At 65.9% G+C, this 22224-nt stretch carries 23 protein-coding genes; 15 read left to right on the forward strand and 8 right to left on the reverse strand.

The genetic code is table 11. From position 1 onward, the window contains the following. Both ilvN and ilvC read left to right on the forward strand, forming a co-directional pair. Positions 1-507, forward strand: a complete 507-nt coding sequence (gene ilvN, locus ACJH6H_RS26055; RefSeq protein WP_064857677.1) for an acetolactate synthase small subunit — start codon at positions 1-3, stop codon at positions 505-507. Positions 508-576: 69 nt separating this feature from the next. Then, a complete protein-coding gene (gene ilvC, locus ACJH6H_RS26060) occupies positions 577-1578 on the forward strand; it encodes a ketol-acid reductoisomerase (RefSeq protein ID WP_177127309.1) in 1002 nt (333 codons plus the stop codon). Between the two features lie 67 nt (positions 1579-1645). Here the strand turns inward: ilvC and ACJH6H_RS26065 are convergent, their stop codons facing one another. From ACJH6H_RS26065 to ACJH6H_RS26075, 3 genes are all read right to left on the reverse strand, one after another. Continuing rightward, the gene (locus tag ACJH6H_RS26065) at positions 1646-1975 is read right to left on the reverse strand and encodes a hypothetical protein (protein WP_064857678.1); all 330 of its coding nucleotides are present in this window, start codon (positions 1973-1975) and stop codon (positions 1646-1648) included. 335 nt (positions 1976-2310) lie between these two features. Next, the gene (gene wrbA, locus ACJH6H_RS26070) at positions 2311-2910 is read right to left on the reverse strand and encodes an NAD(P)H:quinone oxidoreductase (RefSeq protein ID WP_064860481.1); all 600 of its coding nucleotides are present in this window, start codon (positions 2908-2910) and stop codon (positions 2311-2313) included. Between the two features lie 14 nt (positions 2911-2924). Continuing rightward, positions 2925-4358, reverse strand: a complete 1434-nt coding sequence (locus ACJH6H_RS26075; protein WP_406776096.1) for a phytoene desaturase family protein — start codon at positions 4356-4358, stop codon at positions 2925-2927. Positions 4359-4443: 85 nt separating this feature from the next. Here ACJH6H_RS26075 and serA point away from each other — a divergent pair, with 85 nt between their 5' ends. From serA to ACJH6H_RS26090, 3 genes are read left to right on the forward strand one after another with little or no spacing between them, the layout of a single operon-like run. Further along, positions 4444-6030 (forward strand): phosphoglycerate dehydrogenase, encoded by a 1587-nt coding sequence (serA, locus tag ACJH6H_RS26080; protein WP_226521549.1) that lies wholly within the window; start codon positions 4444-4446, stop codon positions 6028-6030. Then, positions 6027-7037: a 3-isopropylmalate dehydrogenase gene (locus ACJH6H_RS26085; RefSeq protein WP_064860479.1), complete on the forward strand. Its 1011-nt coding sequence runs from the start codon at positions 6027-6029 to the stop codon at positions 7035-7037. The genes serA and ACJH6H_RS26085 overlap by 4 nt, the downstream gene beginning before the upstream one ends. A 4-nt stretch (positions 7038-7041) precedes the next feature. Beyond that, complete coding sequence (locus tag ACJH6H_RS26090) at positions 7042-7614, forward strand: hypothetical protein (protein ID WP_406776097.1); 573 nt, start codon at positions 7042-7044, stop codon at positions 7612-7614. Here the strand turns inward: ACJH6H_RS26090 and ACJH6H_RS26095 are convergent. Further along, on the reverse strand, positions 7603-8454 hold the full coding sequence (locus ACJH6H_RS26095; protein ID WP_346415724.1) for a helix-turn-helix transcriptional regulator: 852 nt from the start codon (positions 8452-8454) through the stop codon (positions 7603-7605). The two genes, ACJH6H_RS26090 and ACJH6H_RS26095, sit on opposite strands and share 12 nt — an antisense overlap. Before the next feature lie 133 nt (positions 8455-8587). Between ACJH6H_RS26095 and ACJH6H_RS26100 the strand changes: the two genes are divergently transcribed. The 6 genes from ACJH6H_RS26100 to ACJH6H_RS26125 all read left to right on the forward strand — a co-directional run bounded on the left by ACJH6H_RS26100 (position 8588) and on the right by ACJH6H_RS26125 (position 13683). Further along, the gene (locus ACJH6H_RS26100; RefSeq protein ID WP_138248765.1) at positions 8588-9505 is read left to right on the forward strand and encodes a S9 family peptidase; all 918 of its coding nucleotides are present in this window, start codon (positions 8588-8590) and stop codon (positions 9503-9505) included. 116 nt (positions 9506-9621) lie between these two features. Continuing rightward, on the forward strand, positions 9622-10503 hold the full coding sequence (gene bla / locus ACJH6H_RS26105) for a class A beta-lactamase (RefSeq protein ID WP_406776098.1): 882 nt from the start codon (positions 9622-9624) through the stop codon (positions 10501-10503). 9 nt (positions 10504-10512) lie between these two features. Then, the gene (locus tag ACJH6H_RS26110; RefSeq protein ID WP_406776099.1) at positions 10513-11787 is read left to right on the forward strand and encodes a hypothetical protein; all 1275 of its coding nucleotides are present in this window, start codon (positions 10513-10515) and stop codon (positions 11785-11787) included. A gap of 78 nt (positions 11788-11865) precedes the next feature. Further along, positions 11866-12492 carry a dihydrofolate reductase family protein gene (locus ACJH6H_RS26115; RefSeq protein ID WP_406776100.1) on the forward strand — a complete coding sequence of 209 codons (627 nt, stop codon included), beginning with the start codon at positions 11866-11868 and terminating at the stop codon, positions 12490-12492. 317 nt (positions 12493-12809) lie between these two features. Beyond that, positions 12810-13094, forward strand: a complete 285-nt coding sequence (locus tag ACJH6H_RS26120; RefSeq protein ID WP_061001018.1) for a hypothetical protein — start codon at positions 12810-12812, stop codon at positions 13092-13094. A gap of 118 nt (positions 13095-13212) precedes the next feature. Beyond that, positions 13213-13683, forward strand: a complete 471-nt coding sequence (locus tag ACJH6H_RS26125) for a DIP1984 family protein (RefSeq protein ID WP_061001023.1) — start codon at positions 13213-13215, stop codon at positions 13681-13683. Positions 13684-13944: 261 nt separating this feature from the next. On the opposite strand, the gene ACJH6H_RS26130 is transcribed toward ACJH6H_RS26125, so the two are convergent. Together ACJH6H_RS26130 and ACJH6H_RS26135 are read right to left on the reverse strand one after the other, a co-directional pair. After that, positions 13945-14370, reverse strand: a complete 426-nt coding sequence (locus ACJH6H_RS26130) for a type II toxin-antitoxin system VapC family toxin (protein WP_061001017.1) — start codon at positions 14368-14370, stop codon at positions 13945-13947. Beyond that, positions 14367-14606, reverse strand: a complete 240-nt coding sequence (locus tag ACJH6H_RS26135) for an AbrB/MazE/SpoVT family DNA-binding domain-containing protein (RefSeq protein WP_061001016.1) — start codon at positions 14604-14606, stop codon at positions 14367-14369. Before ACJH6H_RS26135 ends, ACJH6H_RS26130 begins: the two co-directional genes overlap by 4 nt. A gap of 101 nt (positions 14607-14707) precedes the next feature. On the opposite strand from ACJH6H_RS26135, the gene ACJH6H_RS26140 reads away from it, so the two are divergent. Genes ACJH6H_RS26140 through ACJH6H_RS26155 form a run of 4 tightly spaced genes read left to right on the forward strand, consistent with a single transcriptional unit; the run spans position 14708 to position 21173 of the window. Next, positions 14708-16162, forward strand: coding sequence for a DUF3375 domain-containing protein (locus ACJH6H_RS26140; protein WP_061001015.1), 1455 nt, complete (start codon positions 14708-14710; stop codon positions 16160-16162). Further along, positions 16159-16770: a DUF4194 domain-containing protein gene (locus tag ACJH6H_RS26145; RefSeq protein ID WP_234785328.1), complete on the forward strand. Its 612-nt coding sequence runs from the start codon at positions 16159-16161 to the stop codon at positions 16768-16770. Before ACJH6H_RS26140 ends, ACJH6H_RS26145 begins: the two co-directional genes overlap by 4 nt. Then, a complete protein-coding gene (locus ACJH6H_RS26150) occupies positions 16763-20041 on the forward strand; it encodes an ATP-binding protein (RefSeq protein ID WP_061001013.1) in 3279 nt (1092 codons plus the stop codon). Before ACJH6H_RS26145 ends, ACJH6H_RS26150 begins: the two co-directional genes overlap by 8 nt. Then, positions 20034-21173, forward strand: coding sequence for a DUF3322 domain-containing protein (locus tag ACJH6H_RS26155; protein WP_142239522.1), 1140 nt, complete (start codon positions 20034-20036; stop codon positions 21171-21173). Before ACJH6H_RS26150 ends, ACJH6H_RS26155 begins: the two co-directional genes overlap by 8 nt. Here the strand turns inward: ACJH6H_RS26155 and ACJH6H_RS26160 are convergent. Next, positions 21156-21557: a PIN domain nuclease gene (locus ACJH6H_RS26160; RefSeq protein ID WP_061001011.1), complete on the reverse strand. Its 402-nt coding sequence runs from the start codon at positions 21555-21557 to the stop codon at positions 21156-21158. The two genes, ACJH6H_RS26155 and ACJH6H_RS26160, sit on opposite strands and share 18 nt — an antisense overlap. Beyond that, positions 21554-21757, reverse strand: coding sequence for a type II toxin-antitoxin system VapB family antitoxin (locus ACJH6H_RS26165; protein ID WP_064860469.1), 204 nt, complete (start codon positions 21755-21757; stop codon positions 21554-21556). The genes ACJH6H_RS26160 and ACJH6H_RS26165 overlap by 4 nt, the downstream gene beginning before the upstream one ends. Between the last annotated feature and the right edge of the window lie 467 nt (positions 21758-22224).

Genomic DNA, 22224 nt, shown 5'->3' on the forward strand with positions numbered 1-22224 from the left:
ATGTCGACCACTCACACACTCTCGGTCCTCGTCGAGGACACCCCCGGTGTGCTCGCCCGCGTGGCGGCACTGTTCTCGCGGCGTGGCTTCAACATCCAGTCGCTGGCGGTCGGCGCCACCGAGCAGAAGAACATGTCGCGAATGACCATCGTGGTCTGCGTCGAAGAACAGCTGCCGCTCGAGCAGATCACCAAGCAGCTCAACAAGCTGATCAACGTCATCAAGATCGTCGAGCAGGAACCGGACAACTCCGTCTCCCGCGAGCTGGCGCTGATCAAGGTGCGGGCCGACGCCACCACCCGTGGCCAGGTGATCGAGGCCGTCAACCTGTTCCGTGCGAAGGTCGTCGACGTGTCCACCGAATCGCTGACCGTCGAGGCCACCGGTACCCAGGAGAAGCTCGACGCATTGCTGCGAGTGCTGGAGCCGTATGGTATTCGCGAGCTGGTCCAGTCCGGTGTGGTCTCGTTGGCGCGCGGCCCGCGAGGCATCGGCGCGGCCAAGTAACCGAGCTGGATCCCAAGCAGAACTTCGAACAAGAGAAACAAGGTAAGGAAAAGTCAAGTGGCAGTTGAGATGTTCTACGACGACGATGCGGACCTGTCGATCATCCAGGGTCGCAAGGTCGGCGTCATCGGCTACGGCAGCCAGGGACACGCGCATTCGCTTTCGCTGCGCGACTCGGGTGTGCAGGTCAAGGTCGGCCTGAAGGAGGGCTCGAAGTCCCGCGAGAAGGTCACCGAGCAGGGCCTCGAGGTCGACACTCCGGCCGAGGTCGCCAAATGGGCCGACGTCATCATGCTGCTGGCGCCGGACACCGCGCAGGCCGAGATCTTCACCAATGACATCGAGCCCAACCTCAAGGACGGCGACGCGCTGTTCTTCGGCCACGGCCTCAACATCCACTTCGGTCTGATCAAGCCCCCGGCCAACGTCACCATCGGCATGGTCGCCCCCAAGGGCCCCGGCCACCTGGTGCGTCGTCAGTTCGTCGACGGCAAGGGCGTCCCGGCCCTGATCGCCATCGACCAGGACCCCAAGGGCGAGGGCCAGGCGCTGGCGCTGTCCTACGCCAAGGGCATCGGCGGCACCCGCGCCGGCGTCATCAAGACCACCTTCAAGGAAGAGACCGAGACCGACCTGTTCGGTGAGCAGGCCGTCCTCTGTGGTGGTACCGAGGAACTGGTCAAGACCGGTTTCGAGGTCATGGTCGAGGCCGGCTACGCCCCGGAGATGGCCTACTTCGAGGTGCTGCACGAGCTCAAGCTCATCGTCGACCTGATGTACGAGGGCGGCATCGCCCGCATGAACTACTCGGTGTCCGACACCGCTGAGTTCGGTGGCTACCTGTCGGGCCCGCGCGTCATCGACGCCGACACCAAGGAGCGCATGCGCGCCATCCTGAAGGACATCCAGGACGGCACCTTCGTCAAGCGCCTGGTCGCCAACGTCGAGGGCGGCAACAAGGAGCTCGAGGGTCTGCGCAAGGCCAACGCCGAGCACCCGATCGAGGTCACCGGCAAGAAGCTGCGCGACCTGATGAGCTGGGTCGACCGGCCCATCACCGAGACTGCCTAGTTTCTGACGCCCGAAAGGCCGGTTACGGCACGCGAAACAGCGTGCGGTAACCGGCCTTTCGTCTTTTTCAGTAGACGGTGTATCCGATGGAGGCCAGCGCGCGGGCGACGTTGCGGCCGTCGGCGCTGCCCGGGAGCTTCACGGATCGGTCGATGTCGAGGCCCTCGCCGGCGACCCCGTAGAAGTCGGTCGACACCGGATCGTCGGGCTCCGGCGGTTCGATGCGGCCGTCCGGGTAGATGGCCTGGGCCCGCATCGCCCACATGCTCCGCTCGGCGGCGATCACGTGATAGCCGCACAACGGCGGGCGCATCTGGTAGAGCTCCACATCACCGACTGCGAACCACCGCTCATTGGGTACCGCGCCCACCAGCCGGGCTGTGCCTGCGAACGTCACCCCATCACGTTAGGCCGGGTCGGCAGGGTGTCCCGACGCCAATTTTGGTTGCCGAAGCTGTCGTTGCTGGTAGATGACGCGTGTTCCGAGTGGATCACCGCGCCCTGACCGCAGAATCACCAACGCGTGCATTGACTCTGCGCCAGCGGCATTGGCCACTCGAACGTTCCAGCCACAGCCGCAGGGTCAACCAGTCACCGCGATCGACTCTGCGGCCACGGCGGCGTCCTCTCGACATTTGTCGCCCTCAGCGCGGAATGAAAGCGGACCGCCCTGACGGTGCGCACTGATCATCACAGCACGCGACACGCCGGGCGCGGGCGGCGAGCGACGAACTACCCGCCCAACCGGTCCGCGACCGTGACGACCCGCCGCGCCAGGTGATCCAATGCCGCGTAGGTGTTGTCGTCGAACTGGCGGATGTTGTCGTGATTGGCCAGCAGGCTCACACCGTAGGGGTTGCCGTCGGCGAACTTGAGCGGGTCGGTGTAACCGGGCGGCACGAGGATGCCACCCCAGTGCATCAGCGTGATGTAGAGCGACAGCAGCGTCGTCTCCTGGCCGCCGTGCGCGGTGTTGGTCGAGGTGAACCCGGCGTACACCTTGTCCGCCAACACGCCCTTCGACCACAGGCCGCCGAGGGAGTCCAGGAACCCGCGCAGCTGCGAGGCGACCGAGCCGAAGCGGGTCGGTGAGCCGAAGATCACCGCGTCGGCCCAGACGATGTCGTCACCGGTAGAGGCCGGAAGGTCTTTGGTCGCTTCGTAATTCGCGGTCCACGCCGAGTTGTGCGCGAACGACTCGGGGGCAGCGGTCTCGGCGACGGGCCGCAGCCGCACCTCGGCGCCGCACGATTCCGCGGTGCTCGCGACCCGTTGCGCCATGGAGCTGCCGTGCCCGGTCGCGGAGTAATAGATCACAGAAAGCTTGGCCATGCGCCAAGCCAACACTATGGCGCGAGCGACGGCAGCGTCTTCACCCCGAATTCACGACGCAGCACGGTACGCGCGGCGTACAGACCGGCCATGCCGTGCACGCCGGTGCCCGGCGGGGTGGCCGACGAGCAGACATACGCCTTGGGGATGGGTGTGGTCCAGGGGTTGGCCCGCAGCGTCGGCCCGATCATCGCGGCCTTGAGCGTCGCGCCGCCGACGATGATGTCGCCGTCGACGTAGTTGGCGTTGTGCCGTGACATCTCGGCGGCCGGCACCGCGCGCGCCGCCAGCACCAGATCGCGGAAACCCGGTGCGGCGTCTTCGAACAACGCGATGACGGTGTCGGTCTGGTCGACGGTCGAGCCGGCCGGCACATGACAGTAGGTCCACAGCGGCCGACGGCCCTGGGCGTCGATGCGTGACGGATCTGCGAGGTGCGGCAGCGAGGCCAGGGTCATCGGGTGCTCGGCATGGCGGCCGTGCCAGATCTCGCGCTCGGCGTGTGCCATCTGGGCCCGGGTGCCGCCGAGGTGGACGGTGGGCGACGACGCCATTCGCGGATCGCGCCAGGGGATTTCACCCGACAGCACGAAGTCGATCTTGCAGACGCCGGGCCCGAATTTGTAGCGGCGCAAGGCTTTTGCGTAACGGTCGGGAACCGCGGGTCCGTAGATGTCGAGCGGCGCGGTCGGCGAGGTGTCGTAGATGGCCACGCCGACGGGCGGGCTGGTCACAGGGGAGCCGGTGATGAGCTCGCCGCCGTGCGCGCGCAAGTCGGCGATGAGCGCATCGGTGATGGTCTGGGTGCCACCGACGGGGACGGGCCAGCCCGCCGTGTGCGCGACGGTGGTGAGCATGATGCCCGCGCCGCTGTTGACGGGCGATGGCATGGGGTGGATGGCGTGCGTGCCGACGCCGGTGAACAGGGCCTGGGCGTCGTCGCCGCGCAGCAGGCCCCACGCCGGACTGCCCTGGGCCAGCACGCGCAGCCCGGCCCGCACGGTGCTCGGCAGGTCCGGCGGCAAGGACCGTTTGTCGCCGAGGAAGAAGCCGAGGACGCCGTCGACGTGCTCGACCAGAGGGCCCAGCAGCCGTCGCCACGATGAGCCGTGTTCGAGCTCGGCGCAGGTGCGCTCCAGCGAGTGGTAAGCGATGGCGGCTCCGCCGGAAGGCAGGGGATTGGCGTACGAGATCTCCGGCGTCACCATCTGTACCCCGCGGGCCGCGAGGTCGAACTCCGCGAAGAACGGCGACACGACCCCCAGCGGGTGTACCGCCGAGCAGACGTCGTGCAAAACGCCTGGATATTCCGGGTCGGGGGCGCTGCGCGCGCCGCCGCCGGGCGTCGGCTGACCTTCGATGACCCGGACCGACAGCCCCGCTCGTGCGCAGATGACGGCCGCGGCCAGGCCATTCGGTCCACTACCGACGACGGTGACGTCCACCACGTCGATGGTAGTGACGGCCGCTGACAACGCAGCTCAAGGCAACCGCGATTGGTAGCGCGGCCATGCCGCCCACTAGTCTGTGCGCGTGAGCCTTCCTGTCGTACTCATCGCTGACAAACTCGCCGAATCGACCGTCGCCGCCCTCGGCGACCAGGTAGAGGTCCGTTGGGTCGACGGACCCGACCGCGAAAAGCTGCTGGCCGCCGTGCCGGACGCCGACGCCCTTCTGGTGCGCTCGGCCACCACGGTGGACGCCGAGGTGCTGGCCGCGGCACCCAAGCTCAAGATCGTCGCCCGCGCCGGCGTCGGCCTGGACAACGTGGACGTCGACGCCGCCACCGCGCGTGGCGTGCTGGTCGTCAACGCCCCGACCTCGAACATCCACAGCGCCGCCGAGCACGCCCTGGCGCTGCTGCTCTCGACGGCCCGCCAGATTCCGGCCGCCGACGCCACCCTGCGCGAGCACACCTGGAAGCGCTCCAAGTTTTCGGGCACCGAGATCTTCGGCAAGACCGTCGGCGTCGTGGGCATGGGCCGCATCGGCCAGCTCGTCGCGCAGCGCCTCGCCGCGTTCGGCGCGCACATCGTCGCCTACGACCCCTATGTCTCGCAGGCCCGTGCCGCCCAGCTCGGTATCGAGCTGCTGAGCCTCGATGAGCTTTTGGGCCGCGCTGATTTCATCTCGGTGCACCTGCCCAAGACCAAGGAAACCGCCGGCCTGATCAACAAGGAAGCGCTGGCCAAGACCAAGCCGGGCGTCATCATCGTCAACGCCGCCCGCGGCGGCCTGATCGACGAGCAGGCCCTGGCCGACGCGATCACCAGTGGCCACGTCCGTGGCGCCGGCCTCGACGTGTTCGCCACCGAGCCCTGCACCGACAGCCCGCTGTTCGAGCTGCCGCAGGTCGTCGTGACGCCGCACCTCGGCGCCTCCACCGAAGAGGCCCAGGACCGCGCCGGCACCGACGTCGCCGCGAGCGTGAAGCTGGCGCTGGCCGGCGAGTTCGTGCCGGACGCCGTCAACGTCGGCGGCGGTGTCGTCGGCGAAGAGGTCGCGCCGTGGCTCGACCTGGTGCGCAAGCTGGGCCTGCTGGTCGGTGCCCTGGCACCGGCGCTCCCGGCCTCGCTGAACGTCGAGGTGCTCGGCGAGCTGGCGTCGGAAGACGTTGAGATTCTGAAGCTTTCGGCGATGCGCGGCCTGTTCTCGGCCGTCATCGAGGACCAGGTGACGTTCGTCAACGCGCCGGCGCTGGCCGCCGAGCGTGGCGTCGAGGCCGTCCTCACCAGCGAGACCGAGAGCCCCAACCACCGCAGCGTCGTCGACGTGCGCGCCGTGGCCGCCGACGGCTCGGTCGTCAACGTGTCGGGCACCTTGAGCGGCCCGCAGCTGGTCGAGAAGATCGTCCAGATCAACGGCCGCAACCTGGACCTGCGCGCCGAGGGCATCAACCTGATCCTCAACTACGGCGACCAGCCGGGCGCCCTGGGCAAGATCGGCACCCTGCTCGGTGCGGCTGAGGTCAACATCTTGGCGGCCCAGCTGTCGCAGGACGCCGACGGTTCGGGAGCGACGATCATGCTGCGCCTGGACCGCGAGGTGCCGGCCGACGTGCTCGGCGCGATCGGCGAGGCCGTCGGCGCGACCACGCTGGAACTGGTGGATCTGTCGTGAAGCTCGCCGTCATTGCCGGTGACGGCATCGGCCCCGAGGTCATCGGCGAGGCGCTGAAGGTTCTCGACGTCGTACTGCCGGGCGTCGAGCGCACCGAGTACAACGTCGGCGCCAAGCGCTACCACGAGACCGGCGAGACCTTGCCCGACGGCATGGTCGACGAGCTCAAGACACACGACGCGATCCTGTTGGGCGCCATCGGCGATCCGTCGGTGCCCAGCGGCGTGCTCGAGCGCGGTCTGCTGCTGACCATGCGGTTCGCGCTGGATCACCACGTGAACCTGCGGCCCTCGCGGCTGTTCGCCGGTGTCGACAGCCCGCTGGCCGGCAACCCGGACATCGACTTCGTCGTCGTCCGCGAGGGCACCGAGGGGCCGTACACCGGCACCGGTGGCGCCATCCGCGTCGGCACGCCGCACGAGGTGGCCACCGAGGTGTCCACCAACACGCGCTTCGGGGTGGAGCGCGTCGTCCGCTACGCATTCGAGAAGGCCCGGACGCGGCGCAAGCACCTGACCCTGGTGCACAAGAACAACGTGCTGGCGTTCGCCGGCTCGCTGTGGAAGCGCACGGTCGACGAGATCGCCACCGAGTACCCGGACGTCGAGACCGCGTACCAGCACATCGATGCCGCGACCATCCACATGGTCACCGATCCGGGCCGCTTCGACGTGATCGTCACCGACAACCTGTTCGGCGACATCATCACCGACCTGGCCGCGGCCGTCTCCGGTGGCATCGGCCTGGCAGCTTCGGGCAACATCGATGCGACGGGCACCAACCCGTCGATGTTCGAGCCGGTGCACGGCAGCGCGCCCGACATCGCCGGCCAGGGTCTCGCCGATCCGACCGCGGCCATCATGAGTGTGGCGCTGCTGCTCACCCACCTCGGTGAGACCGACGCCGCGGCCCGCGTGGACAAGGCTGTCGCCGAGCACCTTTCGACGCGCGGCGACGCCAAACTGTCGACGGCGGAGACCGGCGAGCGGATTCGCAGCTTCCTGTAATGCCGTGAGCGGCTTCGCCACCCTCACCAGGCAGTGTTGGCTTTTCGCCATCGGCTCGGCATTCTTCGCGCTGGCCACGGCGCCGGGGTTTCCCTCGGTGGCCGGGGCCGGCACGGCGAACGTGCTGTGCTTCATCGGATCGTGGTTCTTCACCACGGCCGCCCTGATGCAGTACCTGCTGGCCCCGCCGGGAAGCCAATGGTGGTCGGCGGCAATCCAATTCATGGGCACCGTGTTGTTCAACGTGAGCACCGGCGCGGCAGTGTGGGCGCACGCCGTGCTCGCCGAGCGCCGCTACGTGTGGGCGCCCGACGCCGCCGGGTCACTGGCCTTCCTGCTCAGTGGGCTGCTGGCGGTCCTGGTGGTCGGCCTGTGGTCGCCGAAATCCGTTGCCTGGCAGGCATCGTGGATCAACATGATGGGCTGCGTCGCGTTCCAGGTCTCGGCGCTGGCGGCGTTCGTCCGCAAGACCGGTGTCACGATCGACGAGCGGATGGCCAACTTCGGGACGTTCGTCGGAGCACTGTGCTTCCTGGTGGCCGCGCTGTTGGTGCGGCCTGGGCGGTCAGCCGTGTGACTGGCGCGTTGCCGCCAGGCTGCCGAGTAACTTCAGTCGTTCCGCCGTCGCTGAATTCGGTTCCGCCGTCATGACATAGAGCGTCAGACCCGGATCGGCGGCAAGTTCCAGCCCATCGAAGGTCAGATCGAGCTGGCCGACGTCGGGGTGCTTGAACGCTTTCGGGCCCGACTGGTGTGCGCGGATGATGTGGGCGCCCCAGCGGACCCGGAATTCGTCACTGCGCGTGCTCAATTCGCCGACGAGCTGGGTCAGCCGGTCGTCGTACGGATCACGGGCCGCGGCACTGCGCAGAATCGCGACGGCGTTGTCGGCCTGCTGATTCCAATCGACGAAGAATTCCTGCGCGCGGCCGTCCAAAAACACGAATCGGGCGAGGTTGGCCTGTCCGGGTCCGTCGATGGCGACGCGGTACAACTCCGCGGCGATGACGTTGGTGGCCAGGATGTCGAGGCGGTCATTGCTGACCCAGGCCGGCACTCCGACCATCGCATCCAGGATCAGTTGGACACTCGGCCGAAGCCTGCTGCCGGCCTTGCGAGGGGTCCGCCGCGGCCCTTGGCTGACTTTGATCAGGTTGAACAGGTGCGCGCGCTCGGTCTCGTCGAGTTGCAGGACGGTCGCCACCGAGTTGAGTACCGAGTCGGAGACGCCGGTGAGATTGCCGCGTTCGAGCCGGGTGTAGTAGTCCACGCTGACTCCGGCCAACAGAGCGACCTCTTCGCGGCGCAGGCCGGGGACTCGTCGTTTGGCGCCGTAGTCGGGCAGGCCGGCCTGCTGGGGAGTGATGCGGGCGCGCCGGGACGTGAGGAATTCCCGGATGTCCTTGCGCTGGTCCACGTTCTCGACAGTAGTGGGCTCGGCAGCCGGGAGAGGGGGTTTGCTGGACCCCGGACAACTCGGCCCTGACTGACCGGACCGCGCCCGGCCTACCGTCGTTTCTGACACCACCTCTCGACGGAAGGAACCGCACATGTCCGATGACACCGCAGCTCAGGAAGCGTTCGACGGCTTTGTCGCAATGTGGACCACCGGAACCACCGGCGGACGGCGCGCGCCAGTGCTACGGAGCCCAGATGAGGTCGGGCTCGACTACGAAGACGTGTTCTTCCCGTCGATGGACGGCGTCCCGCTGGAGGGCTGGTTCATCCCGGCCGACTCCGACCGGCTCGTCATCCATAACCACTTTCTCCCCGGAAACCGCTACGGCTACCCCGGGCACCTGCCGGAGTTCGGCGGGCTCGGCGGCTTCGAGGTGAATTTCCTGCCCGAGTACAAGGCGCTGCATGACGCCGGTTACAACGTTCTCGCGTACGACATCCGTAATCACGGCCGCAGTGGCCAGGGCAACGGCGGAATCGCGGGCATCGGTCTGACCGAATATCGCGATGTCATCGGCTCCTTGCGCTACGCCGGCGCTCGGCCGGACACGAAATCGATGAAGAAGGTGCTGCTTTCGGTGTGCCTGGGCGCTGATTCGACGGCGGTGGCCTGGTCGAAGCATCCCGAGGAGTTCGCGGAAATCCAGGCCATGGTGATGCTGCAACCGGTGTCGGGTCGCTACATCGTCGAGGAGTTCGTCAAGGCAGTCGGGATGGCCGACGGCTACGTGAAGTTCGATCAGGCCGTGCACGAACGAACGGGATTCCGGATCGCCGAGCAGTCACCGCTCGAATACGTCAAGGCCGTGACCGTGCCGACGCTCGTCGCCCAGGTCCGCGACGACACGATGACGCGCCCGCAGGATGTGCAGGACATCTACGACGCGATTCCGGTCGCCGACAAGAGCCTGCACTGGATTGAAGGAACCAACAGGCGATTCGACGGCTACAACTACCTCGGTGTCCACCCGGAAGTGGCCATCGACTGGTTCGACAAGTACATCGCCTGACGTCATCTTTGCTGACACCACGGGATCTGTTGGGGCCCAACGCACTGCAGGCCGGCGGGGTGCCGGAAGGGCACCCCGCGTTGGCGTCTTTCGTCGATACATGGTTGGCTGAATATGTGGGGGTATCGCTGAGCCGACGGGATTTCATCGTCGGGTTGGCCGCGACGGGCGTGCTGGCCGGGTGCCAGGCCACCAAGGCGGACGAGCCGACCAACTTTGCCGATCTGGAAGATCGCTATCAGGCGTTAATCGGCGTCTACGCAGTTGATCTGGAGTCTTCGGCGACGGTCGAGCACCGTGCTGACGAGCGGTTCGCGATGTGCTCGACCTTCAAAGCGTATGCGGCGGCCCGCATCTTGCAGATGGCCACGGCGGGCAAGGCGAATCTCGATGCCATGGTGCCCATCACCGCCGGTGACATCGTGGTCAACTCGCCGGTGCTGAGCGAGGCGGTGGGGGCGCGGATGGCGTTGCGAGAGATTTGTGCCGCGGCCCTGAGCCAGAGTGACAACGCGGCAGGCAACATCATGTTGCGGACCATCGGCGGGCCCTCGGCGCTCACGGATTTCGCCCGCTCGATCGGTGATTCGCAGACCCGGCTGGATCGCTGGGAACCGGCCCTCAACGAGGCGGCGCCCGGCGATCTCCGCGACACCACCACGCCGCGGGCGCTGTGCGGCGGGTATCGCGCCATTCTCGCCGGCGACGCGTTGTCCGGTGCGGCTCAGTTCCAACTGCGTCGGTGGATGGAGGAGACCGCGACGTCGACCCGCCGTTTTCGCGCGGGTCTGCCTGAGGGGTGGACCAGCGCGGACAAGACCGGCGGCGGCGACTACGGGTCGACCAACGACGCCGGGATGCTCATCGGCCCGAAGCGGGAACGGGTCATGCTGACGGTGCTGGTCCGCACGCGCACCGTGCGGCGGGACGCCGGGCCGTTCAACGAGGCGATCGCGGAGTCGGTGCGATCGGTGCTTGCGCGCCTCGGCCACAGTTAGTGTTGGATCGTGGGGATCCGGAAGCTGGCACTTGCCGTGGTTACGTGCGGGTGCGTGGTCGCGGGCTGTTCGACGACCACGACCGGCACCTCGCGGTTCGGCGGTTCACTGAGCGACCCCGAACCGGACGTCAGCCAGCTGCGGACCGGTAACTACCAGATCAAGCCGAGCACCCCGTTCTTCAGCGCTGGACCCAACCCGCTCACGCAGTCGATCGTCGAATCGACCCGGATGGCCGAATACGTCGTGGGCCCTTGGGAAATCGACGCGTCGGTGACGAAGCCCGGGGCCATCGGGACCGGCACCATGACGGCGGAGTTCGGTGTCGACAACATCCTCGGGGTGTCCAAAGACAATGTGATGCAGGGCATTGCCAGAGCACACGGTCTGGTCGCCGGTTTCGGGTCCTACCGGTCATCAGGGTCCCGGGACTCCGATCTGGAAATCCAGAACGCGGTCCTGATGTTTCCCGATGATGGCCAAGCAGCGGCGGCCGCGGCAGAATTCACCGCACAGTTCGGCCCCGTCGTGGCCACTCCGTTTCCGACATATCCCGTCCAGATCTCGGTCGGTACCGGCACGGTGCCGGCGGTCGGCGTGGATTACGGCACCGGGGCCAGTGGCGTCGCGGCGTACACCGCGCAGGGACGTTTCGTGCTGTACCAATTCGTGAGCGCCAAAGCCACCAAGCTGACCAAGGCACCGCTGCGGGCTCAGTTGCTGACGTCCGACCTGCTCAGCAGGCAGCAGTCGCTCATCAAGAGCTTTGTGCCCACCGATCCCGCGAAACTCGCTGACCTGCCCAAAGATCCGAGCGACGATCAGTTGCTGTCGAAGACCATCACCACTCCCGATCGGCAGCAGGGCGTACTGATCGGGACGTGGCGACCGCGGGCGTGGCTGCATTTCGAAACCGATCCGGTGAGCATGACGACCCAGTTCGAGCGCGCCGGCGTCCAGTGGGTGACACAGCGGTGGGGCCGGGTCTACCAGGCGCCCAATGCGGATTCGGCCGCGCAGCTGCTGGACGCCACCAGCGCTCTGATCATGAAGAATCCGGATGTGCAGATGGCCGGGCCGGTGCCGGGGTTCCCCGGTGCGCGCTGTTTCGAGCACCTCCGCGACTATGCGCAACCGGACGCGACGGTGACATGGCGCATCCTGGGGTGGCACTACAGCTGCCTCGCCCGCGCCGACAGATTTGTGTTCCAGGTCTTCGCCGACGATGAAACCGCTGTGGACCAACAGATTTCGGCGCAGTACCGGGTGCTGTCCGGGAAGTAGCCGGCCGCGCCGATGAGTTTCACCGAGTCCGCTGGTCTACCTCATTGACACACACCACCGACTCACCAGGAGCTGGAAATGGGCCAGATTCACCTCGCGTTGTTCGCCACTCTCGACCTCGTCGGGCAGGCGCCCGGCGGTCCCGGAGAGGACTCCGACGGCGATTTTCCTTTCGAAGGCTGGCAGGCACCGCTGATCGACGAGGTGTCGGGGGAGCAGGTCGGCGCCGCGTACGAAGGCACCGACGCGCTGCTGCTCGGCCGGCGGACGTACGACATCTTCGCGGGCCACTGGCCGCACCAGGACGACGAATTCGCGGCCATGTTCAATCGCATCCCCAAGTACGTCGCCTCCCGCGGCGAGCCCGATCTGTCGTGGTCCGGCTCGACGCAGATCGGCACGGATCTGGTCAGCGAAGTGCGGGAAATCCGTGATCGCCACGAGCACGTGAAAGTGGTCGGGAGTTTGAACTTCGTGCAGACCCTGTTGCGCGAAAAACTATTTGATCGCATCGACCTCTGGGTGCATCCTATTGTCCTGGGGGTAGGCAAGAAGGTGTTCGATGGCGGTCCGGTGCCGTCGAACCTGACGCTGCTCAAGCCGCCGGTATCGAGCCCGGCCGGCATCGTGTACCTGCAGTACGGATTGGCCGAGGGCGTACCGGCGACGGGGGACATGAGCGAACCGGATCGGGGGGACGTTTGATTGGTACGGACTGGACCCGCGGCGTACTCGCCGGAGCGGTCTCAGGGGGAGTCGGCTGGGGTCTGTTGGCGGTCGGGGCCATGGGCCCCGGTGATGATCCGCACCTCGACCGGGTAGCTGGAACGAATTTGACTGCAGCGGTGAGTGTTTCGCTGATATGTCTACTGATTGCAGCACTGTTGTTGCGCGCGCGGGTACTCAGCAGCGTCGCTGTGGCGCTGGTGGTCGCACCCGTGAGCGTTTGGTGCATTGTCGGTCTGCTGTACCTGCAGGCCGTTGCCACGGTGACGGTGTGTCGCTGACCAGAGGAGGTGCGCATGTCCTTCGAGCATGAGAGCACGCTCGACCCACGGATCGAGCGCGAGGTTGATCCGCGATATCTGTTCGGCGGCTACGCGCTCGGCCTGGTCGTGATGTCCCCGGCGCCGCTGTTGTACTACTGGCTGTTCGCGCCGGCGGGCGCGTTGCTGGTCGCCGCGGCCGCGGTTCTGGTCGCGACGGTGCGGCCGCGGTTTGACGACGTGGCATGTGGCGCATTCTTTGCCGCCCTGTTCGGCCTGGTTGCGGTGCTCGTGCTGTTCTTCGTCGGCGCGCAGGGCTGATCGCCACCGACCGTCTGGCCTGCTGAAAAATACGTTGCCGGCCAAGCCTTTTCCGCTCATCATGGTTCGGGCCGAGAAACGAACGCTCGGCCGGTGCCATCAGGAGCGAGGTGAAATCATGAAGTTGGCAGAAGCTTTGTCGTTGCGTGCGAACGCAGTTCGCCGTATCGAGCAGTTGCGCGTGCGCGTCGTGGGTAACGCACGGTTCCAGGAGGGCGAAGAGCCCGCGGAGGACGCCGCAGCGCTACTGGTCGAGATCGACGGCGCGCTGGGCGATTACGAATCCCTGGTTCGGCGGATCAACCTGACGAACGCGGCCAACTCGATCGGGGCCGACGGCACGCTGACCGACGCACTCGGTCGGCGCGACGCGCTGCGGTTGCGGCACCACGTCCTGACCACGGCTGCGGATGCGGCGGCCGGTGCCGGCCAATACGGCTACTCGCGGCAGTTGCGCTCGGAGCTGAAGATGTTGTCCGCCTTGTCCGTCGGCGATCTGCGGTCGCAGGCTGATCAAGTGGCGCAGGAGCTGCGCGCGCTTGACGTCCGGATCCAGAAGGCGAACTGGGAGATCGAGCTGCTGGACTGACAGCAGCATGGTGTAGCAGGTAGTTGTCGCGGAGGCGTGCACAAAACCGCAAACGGCTCCAACCGTTCAGGCGCACGGAGGGCAGTGCAACGGGTTCGATTCCCACGCGCACACCGCAGCCCAGCAATGCGCACAGGTGACAGAGCACGAGGCACAACGCATCACCACGTGCAGATCTACGACAACGAGGGTGGGTGCGGGGTTACACCGCGATTTCAGTGCCAGGTTCTGGTCGGGCCGCGCCCGTTCGCCAAAGACAGGTCAGGCGCCGGCCAGCACTTCCGCGTTTACCCCGAGGGCGTCGTAGGTTGCCTTGGCTCTGGCATCGCGAGTGACCAGGACTGCACCGTGCTCACGAGCGGCCAACGCGACCAAGCCGTCATAGGTGGCGCCGCCCGCGACGCCACAACGGGCGAATTCGTGATGGGCACCGCGTCCCGTGTCGGCACCCAGTTGAAGGGGCTCCGGGAAGTTGTCGTCGATCAACGCCACCGCGTCGGCAGGGTCGACACGAGCATCGCCGGGCAGACGCGTCAGAACCGAGTATGTCTCGGCCAGCGCATGCCCGCTGAGCCCAAGACGTCGGCCCATTGCCCATTGCGAGACCGCGACGTGCTGCGGATGCGAGGACACAAGCAAGGGCACCGCGACGCTGGTATCGATTGCCGTGACCTGCTGCGACGTCAGCGTCGCCCCGAATCGATGAGCGCGAACATCATTTCATCGGTGACGACTGTGTCTGCGTTGGCGACGAGGCGTCCGTCCTTGTTTCGCACGAGGCGCGCGGAGCGGCCGCCGGGGACAATCTGCAGTCCAGGGCCATATGCCGAAATATCGACCGTCGAACCGGGCGTCAGTCCCAACGCGTCGCGGAGTTGCTTGGGCACCAAGATCCGGCCGCCCGAGTCGATTACCGCTTCCATGGGACTATGGTACCAGTGAAATCCCATTTTTGAGTTTGCGCTGTGCAGAAACGCTCGACACTGTGGAGAGCCTTGTCAGCCCTTCCGGCTAGTCTCGCAGCGTGGCGATAACGTCCGCGGTCCTGCGCTTCCGGCGTCTACAGCAGGAGGCGCCGGAATGGTCGCTGCTGAGGGCCCGAAACGCCGGGCTCATCATCGCCGTGGTCCAGGACTACTTTCCGCCGGAACGTCGTATACGCCCGGCGGCCGAGGTGGTAGCCGAACTCGATCATGATCTCGAACTCCTCCGCGAGACCGGAGCTGAATTCGAATCGACGGCAACAGGATACGTCGCCGCATGGGTGCACGACGGCTACTTGGTCCGGCGTCCCGGCCAGACGCGGGGGACCGAAACGTTGGTGCCATCGGCGGCAGCATTGAACGCTGCCGCAGTGGTGAACGGAATCGATGCGCCGCAGCGCGCCGCGTCGGCGTCACGGCTGGGGTCGATTGCCGCTAACCTCATTGCACTGCAACGTGATTCAGACCCGGTTTCGGCATCGCGGCTGGCACTGCTGCAGTCCGAACGCAAGGCCGTCGAGCAGCGCATTGAAGAAGTCGAACGCGGCGAGTTCGCTGTGCTCGACGCGGAGACGGCAAAGGAGCGGGTCGCCGAGACGCTCGGCCTGGCGCAGGAGATACCCGTGGATTTCGCCCGGGTGCGGTCGACCATCGAAGAATTGAGCCGGGACCTCCGGGCCAAAATCCTTGACGACACCGCTGAGGGCGGTGCGACGTTGAGCAACGTTTTTCGCGGGGTTGATCTGTTGGCGGACTCAGAAGCCGGACGTTCCGTGAACGGCTTCTACGACGTGATCCTCGATGCCGAACAGTCGACCCGTCTTCAGGAAGCGATCACCGCCATCCTGTCACGGGACTTCGCAGCCGAGTTGACCCCTCAGACGCGTACGGACCTGAGCACTCTCCTCACCCGGCTGGAGAACGAAGCAGCCACGGTACGCCAGACCATGATCCTGCTATCGCGATCGCTGCGACATTTCGTGCTCTCGCGCCAATACGAAGAACATCGGCGGCTCCGCCAACTGATTCAGCGCTGCCAGTCGCTGGCTGTGCGAGTGAGTGCACAGCACCGACCCGAGAAGTCAATGAACTTGGAACTCACCAGAATTGGCATGCAGGTTCGTTCGATCGCCGCCCTCAAGCTGCACAACCCGGGCGAAGGCCGGGTGCCTACGGAGTTCGATCGGCATGACACCGACGAGGTCGACTTCGCCGAACTCGCTGCGCAGGCACATGAATCCGACATCGATTTCGAGGAACTCCGCAGCAACATCGTCGCCAGCCTCAGCCGGTCGGCTGGACCGGTCACCGCAGGGCAGGTCCTGGCCGAGTTCCCTGCCACCCAGGGCCTCGCCAGCATCGTCGGCCTGATGGTTCTCGGCGCTGAGCACGGTGCCGTCTCCGCCGACACCAGCGAACGGGTCGCCATGGACCGACGCACCGTTGTGCTTCCGACCATCACCTTCAGCCCCGATGCATTCGAGGATCACCGGTGAATCCCGAAGAGACCTTTCCGTTCGAGGCAAAGCGTGCGCTGGTCCAACTGCTCCGCGGTCCGGTGGTGACGCATGATGCGCATCGACAGCAATGGTCGGCAATTCTCGCCCACCGCAGCGAAATCGAACGCCGACTGGCCGACGTGTTCCTCGACCTCGTCCTCGACGAGGACGACGGCATCGCGTTCACCCGGCCGCAGCCCGCACCCGATGACCCCAAATTCGCTCCACCGCAGGTACTTCGGACAGAGACGCTGACCTTCATGGACACGCTGGTGGTACTCGCGTTGCGCTACCAGTTGCTCGTGGCACCGCCTGGACAACGGGTGATCGTCGATTACGACGACATCGCCGCCGACATGGAGCCCTACCGCGGGCGCTACACCACCGATGCGGGCGGCTTCCGGAAGCGGATCAACGCGTCATGGGAAAAGATGAAGAAGTACTCGCTGATCGCCGCCGCTGACACCGCGGGCCGGTTCGAAGTATCGCCCGTGCTCCGTCAGTTGTTCGACGCGGACGAGGTTGCCCTGGTCGAGGCGGAGTACCAGCGGCTCTTGGACGCCGGTAGCGACCAGGACTCCGATACCGAGGCCGACGATGAGTGAGGACGTGTTCCGGCATGGTCAGCACCGCCTGGCACGTGTTCAGCTGTTCAATTGGGGCACCTATGACGGCTATCACGACCTGTCCGTGGCGCGCCGGGGCTTCCTGATCACCGGTCCCTCGGGCTCGGGTAAGTCCACGTTGTTGGACGCGATCTCCACGGTGTTGGTGCCCCCGACGAAGCTCAGTTTCAATGCGGCCGCGCAGGGCCGCGGCCGCACCGTGGCCTCCTATATCCGAGGTGCGTATGCGCGCGGATCCGACACGGACACCCGCGAATTGCGGTCGCGCTACCTGCGGGAAGGTGCGACCTGGAGCGCCGTCGGGTTGACGATGGCCACTGCCGATCCTGATGGGGATACCGTCACCACCTTGGTCGCGCTGTTCCACCTCAAACGCGGCAGCAATGATCTTGGCGAATCGGGCCGCGCGTTCCTGCTTTTCGACCACGACCTGGACATCACCGAACTCAGACACGTGGTGTCTGACGGCATCGACGTCCGCGGGTTGAAGAAGCGCTGGCCCGATGTTCTCTACAACAAGAGCTACCCCCAGTTTGGTCAGCGGCTCCGTGCCCGGTTGGGAATCGCCGACGAGAACGCGCAACTGTTGCTGCACCGGGCGATGTCTGCCAAAGGGCTCGACAGCCTCGACCGGCTGTTCCGCGACTACATGCTCGACGAACCCGACACTTTTGCCGAAGCTCGTCGCGCCGTCGAGTTCTTCGCCGACCTCGACGAGGCGCATCGCAGGGTCGTGCAGACGCGTGAGCAGATCGCCGCACTGACACCGCTGGAGGAGTGGACCGAAACGCGGGACCGAGAGGCGCAACGGACTCAGGAACTCGGGGAGGAGCAGACAGCGCTCGACGGCCTCGCCGCGCGCTTCGAGCTGCACCTGGCGCAGGGTTGGCACGCCGACGCTGAGGCCGCGCTCGCTGACGCCGTCACGCGTGACGAACACGCGAGTGCGGCCCGTCATCGTGCTGCCACCGCGCTGAAGGACGCCGAGCGTGCGCGTGACGGAAATCAGTCCCTGCGTGAGCTCACCGATGCCCTGGATAGCGCCGACGAAGCGGTCCGTCGGGTGGTCACGCAGCGCGCCCGATTAGGTGTGGCTTTGCGGTCCTGGGACACGACCGTTCCCGATACCGCCGAAGGCTTCGCCACCATGTGCTCGCAGATCGCAAGGGAGGCAGCTGAACTAGAGGCTGGAGCCGGTGCGCACGACGCCGCCCACAGCGCCCTGATCCTCGCTGCCGCGCGCGCCGACGAACAGGTTACCGACCTCAAACAGCAGATCTCTTCGCTCGCCGGGCAGAAGTCGAACCTGGACCACAAGCTGCTGGCGGCTCGTGAGCTGGTCATGCGCGCGACCGGGCTGCCGGCGCGATCGTTGCCGTTCGCCGGCGAGTTGATCGACGTCATCGATGCGAATTGGGCGGGCGCCGCCGAGCGGGTGCTCGGCGGGCTGGGCCGCACAATGCTGGTCGCCGACGAGCACGCCGCTGATGTCGCCGCTGCCGTCGATGCTGCCCATCTGGGTACGCGGCTGGTGTGGCGGCGCGTGGATGTGCATCGCACACACCGGATTTCGGCTGTCGATGCCGATTCGATCGTGAATGTGCTCCAGATCGCCGAGGGGCCATGGCAGCACTGGCTGCATTTCGAACTCGTATCCCGATTCGACTACCGCCGTGTTGCCGACGCGCGAGAACTGGGCCGGCACCACCGCGCCGTGACCCGCGCCGGACAGACCCGCGACGGCGACCGGCATATCAAGGACGACCGGTCGGCGATCGACGACCGACGGCACTACGTGCTCGGCACCAGCAATGACAGCAAGCTCCAGGCCCTGCGCGACGCCCTGCGCAAGGCTGAATCCGATGCCGGCTCCGCACACCGTCGCGCGCGTGCCGCCCGTGCCGAATCCGAACAGCGTCGGGACCGGGTCCAGTCAGCTCCAGGGATCGTCGCTGTCGAATGGGACGAGCTCGACCTGTTGGCCGCGGAAGCTCACCGTCTCGATGTGGGTGAACGTCTTGCGGCGCTACGGGGTGACGCTGAGATCGACCGCCTGGAAGCTGCCGTGGTGGCGGCGCGAGGCGAGGCGACTCGAGCTGAAAAGGCGTACGACGACGCGCACGAGGCGTTGTACTCAGCGCGCCAGCACGCACAGAATGTCGCATCCCGCATCGACGACCTTCAACGCACAGCGGCGGCCAGCGACGAGCCGTCTCCCGAACTGACCGAGCGCTATCGCGCCCGTTTCGACGATGGCAAGCGTGCACCGCTGCGACTCAACGGCTTTCCCGCTGCCGAACGGGCTGTGGCGAACCAGATTCGGGGCGAATACTCGGCAGCCGAGAAGAAGCTGCTGCAGGCGCAACACGCTATCGAGACTGTGCTGCAGCAGTACCTCAACCGCTGGCCACACCCCGAACTCGCTGCCGAGCACGGATACGCCGACGATGCCGTGGCATTCCTGCGCCGGCTGCGCGCTGATGACCTGCCCAGCGTGGAAAATCGATTCTTCGATCTCAATGATCGGCAGTCGAATCAGAACCTCGGCACGCTCGCGCTCCGAATCCGGCGCGCGCCCGGCGAGATCCGTCGCCGGATCGATGAGGTCAATTCGTCACTGGCACACTCGGAATTCGACCGTGGCCGGTTCCTGAAGATCGACGTCCGCGACTCCCTGCATCCGGACGTGACGGAGTTTCTCGCGGCTATCGCACGCGTGCAGGAGGGGTCGTTGCTTGCTGACGATCGACAGGCTCAGGAGCAACGATTCGAGCGGATGCGGGAACTGCTCGGGCGGCTCGGATCGTCCGATCCTGGTGATGTGGTGTGGCGCAATCGGTGTTTGGACACGCGGCGCCACGTCACGTTCGTCGGTATCGAGATGGATGCCGAGGGCACGGCGGTCAACCACCACGATTCTTCGGACGCGCTGTCCGGTGGGCAGGCGCAGAAGTTGGTGTTCTTCTGTCTGGCCGCGGCCCTTCGGTACCAGCTCGTCGGGTCGGATGCCGACGTGCCCAAGTACGGCACGGTGGTCCTCGACGAGGCATTCGACCGGTCGGATCCTGAATACACCCGCCGTGCGGCAGATGTGTTCGATCAGTTCGGTTTTCACCTTGTGCTCGCCACACCACTGAAGATGATCAAGACACTGCAGGACTACGTCGGCGGGGTAGCCACTGTGTCGATCCGAGATTCGAAGGCATCCCGGTTGGGGGTCGCATCCATCGGTGAGGCGGCTGATGGCTGAGCCACAAAAACTCGTGCTGCCCAAGGACGTCGTGGCGCGGGCACGACGGACGGTGGACCGCCATCTCAAATCGTGGTTGTTCGGTGCTTCCGTCGATGCGTTGACAATAAGACTGGGTAGCCCGAGCGAGGCGGCCGTCGCGGCCCAGCGTGCGGTCGTCGAGAACTGGGTCCATGCCTGGCAAGACTCGCGCCTCGATGTCCGCTGGGAGGAGCGGCGGTGGCCCAGCCTTGGTAGGCAACTGCTACCGGTCGTGGTGACCATCGAGGGTGCGGATGCGATTGTCGCGGCTGCAGGTGAGACCCGACGCTGGCAGTCTCTGCAACAGCGCCGCGCGCAGCTCCAGGCGCTCGATGATGGGCCGCAATGGTCGGCGGTCCTGGTCGAGACGTTCCGGTACTGGAATTCCTTGGCCGACAACGACTTCGACCGGCTCCTGGCTACGGTTCGCTGGTTACGTCAGAATCCGGACTCCGGCCTGCTGATCCGTCAGCTTCCGATTCCCGGTGTCGACACCAAATGGCTGGGTACACACCGCACTGCGGTGACGGCGCTAGCGGTGCCGCTCGGTGTGCCTGAGCATCTGGGACTGCGGGAGCGTGAACTACTGCGGGCGGTTGTCATTGCTGACCCCGCACTGCGGCGAGGTCTTCCACGTATCTTTGCCGCCCCGGATGGTGAGCTGGCGGGGCTTGATTTTGCGGCATCGCAGGTCCTGGTTGTCGAGAACTTGCAGACCCTCGAAGCGCTGCCTGACGTGCCCGGCACGATCGCGGTGTTCGGCTGGGGCGACCATGCCACCGCGGTGGCCGGATTCCCGTGGGTTCGGAATGCGCCGCGTGTCGTGTATTGGGGCGATCTGGACACGGACGGGTTCGACATACTGGCCCGTTTTCGCGCTCAATGTCCTTGCGAGAGCCTGCTGATGGATCAAGCCTCGCTGGAGCGCTGGCGTGATCTTGCCGTGCCTCACGCTGCGGGTGGGTCAGTCGATGTGGCTTGGTTGACCGAAACCGAGCGCGCAGCATTGGACGTGTTGCAGCGCAATGGCCTACGTCTGGAGCAGGAGCGCATTCCGATTGGCGCCGCGGTGGAGTTGTTGATGGCGGCTGGGTCAGTCCGGCCGCGGTGAGGTATCCAGCTGTAGCGATGTATGCCGCGCAATCGCGTCGAAGTCGCTGTCGAAGTGCAGGATTGGAATCTGTTCGCGTATGGCGTGCGCGGCGATGAGGCAGTCGATCAGCCTGCGTACGGTTTCACCGCGACGTCGACAGACGCGGTAAATAGCTGCGGCGTCTTCATGGTCTGTGGGGGACGTCGGTAGAGTCTGTGCGCGTGCCAACAGGCCACGAAGATCCTTGAGGTGTCGGTCGTTTCGGGCCCCGGCGAGGATTTCCATCTGGACGGGGGCGCAGATCGCGATCGGCTCGGCGAGTAGCTCGTCGACTCGCTCGCACACGCCGCTCCCGGTGTTCCTTAGAAACTCGATCCAGGCTGACGCGTCAACGAGGATCATTGGACGCGGTCGCTGCGCAATTCATCGAGATCGGCGTCCCATCCGGACCCGCGGAGTTCTCGGGCCGCTTTGAGGTCCAATGCTTCCTGCGCGAGATTGCGCAATGCAAAGTTCACCGCGTCTCGCTTGCTGGTCAAATGGAACCTTCGCATGACGACCTCGCACGCATGGTCGTCGATGTCGATGTTTGTGCGGGTCATACACCAAAGATACACCGAAGGTTGTGTACCTGCGCTCGAATCCTTCACTGTTCGCTGAACGATGGGGATGCAGGTTGGTGTCAACCGGTTTCGTGGGTGGCGTCAACGTGGCCGCGAGCGCGAACGGGTCGAGGCCATCAAGGGTTGGGAAGCGCTGTGTCAACAGGCGCCCGCGAACACGGCCACGGCCTGGCGCGAGCTTCGCACACGCCCAGATCATCTCGGCACCACCAACTCAAAGGTCGCCTGGCGACGGCAGCGCATGGCGGTGTCGAGATGGACCAATGGCAGTACGAAGTGACCGGCGCGGGTCGACTTTGGTACCTCACGCCCAGCGTTTATGTAGCACGTCTGACAGCCCGATGGCCATGGTGGCGGTACGTCGATTACGGGCTCTTCATGATTGAGGGTGTAGAACGGTCAGCTGCTGTCGGCCTGTGATTGGGGTGTCTGGTTGGCTGGGTGTG

The organism is Mycobacterium sp. SMC-21, assembly GCF_045310825.1.
In the GTDB taxonomy this organism is placed as follows: domain Bacteria; phylum Actinomycetota; class Actinomycetes; order Mycobacteriales; family Mycobacteriaceae; genus Mycobacterium.

Bases quoted from the DNA above. Each gene is read 5' to 3' on its own strand.
- ACJH6H_RS26150 (WP_061001013.1), top strand. From the start codon at position 16,763: ATGAGTGAGGACGTGTTCCGGCATGGTCAGCACCGCCTGGCACGTGTT.
- ACJH6H_RS26115 (WP_406776100.1), top strand. From the start codon at position 11,866: ATGGGCCAGATTCACCTCGCGTTGTTCGCCACTCTCGACCTCGTCGGG.
- ACJH6H_RS26120 (WP_061001018.1), top strand. From the start codon at position 12,810: ATGTCCTTCGAGCATGAGAGCACGCTCGACCCACGGATCGAGCGCGAG.
- ACJH6H_RS26155 (WP_142239522.1), top strand. From the start codon at position 20,034: ATGGCTGAGCCACAAAAACTCGTGCTGCCCAAGGACGTCGTGGCGCGG.
- ilvC (WP_177127309.1), top strand. From the start codon at position 577: ATGTTCTACGACGACGATGCGGACCTGTCGATCATCCAGGGTCGCAAG.
- ACJH6H_RS26100 (WP_138248765.1), top strand. From the start codon at position 8,588: ATGTCCGATGACACCGCAGCTCAGGAAGCGTTCGACGGCTTTGTCGCA.
- wrbA (WP_064860481.1), bottom strand. From the start codon at position 2,910: ATGGCCAAGCTTTCTGTGATCTATTACTCCGCGACCGGGCACGGCAGC.
- ACJH6H_RS26165 (WP_064860469.1), bottom strand. From the start codon at position 21,757: ATGACCCGCACAAACATCGACATCGACGACCATGCGTGCGAGGTCGTC.
- ACJH6H_RS26135 (WP_061001016.1), bottom strand. From the start codon at position 14,606: ATGGAAGCGGTAATCGACTCGGGCGGCCGGATCTTGGTGCCCAAGCAA.
- ACJH6H_RS26160 (WP_061001011.1), bottom strand. From the start codon at position 21,557: ATGATCCTCGTTGACGCGTCAGCCTGGATCGAGTTTCTAAGGAACACC.
- ACJH6H_RS26125 (WP_061001023.1), top strand. From the start codon at position 13,213: ATGAAGTTGGCAGAAGCTTTGTCGTTGCGTGCGAACGCAGTTCGCCGT.
- ilvN (WP_064857677.1), top strand. From the start codon at position 1: ATGTCGACCACTCACACACTCTCGGTCCTCGTCGAGGACACCCCCGGT.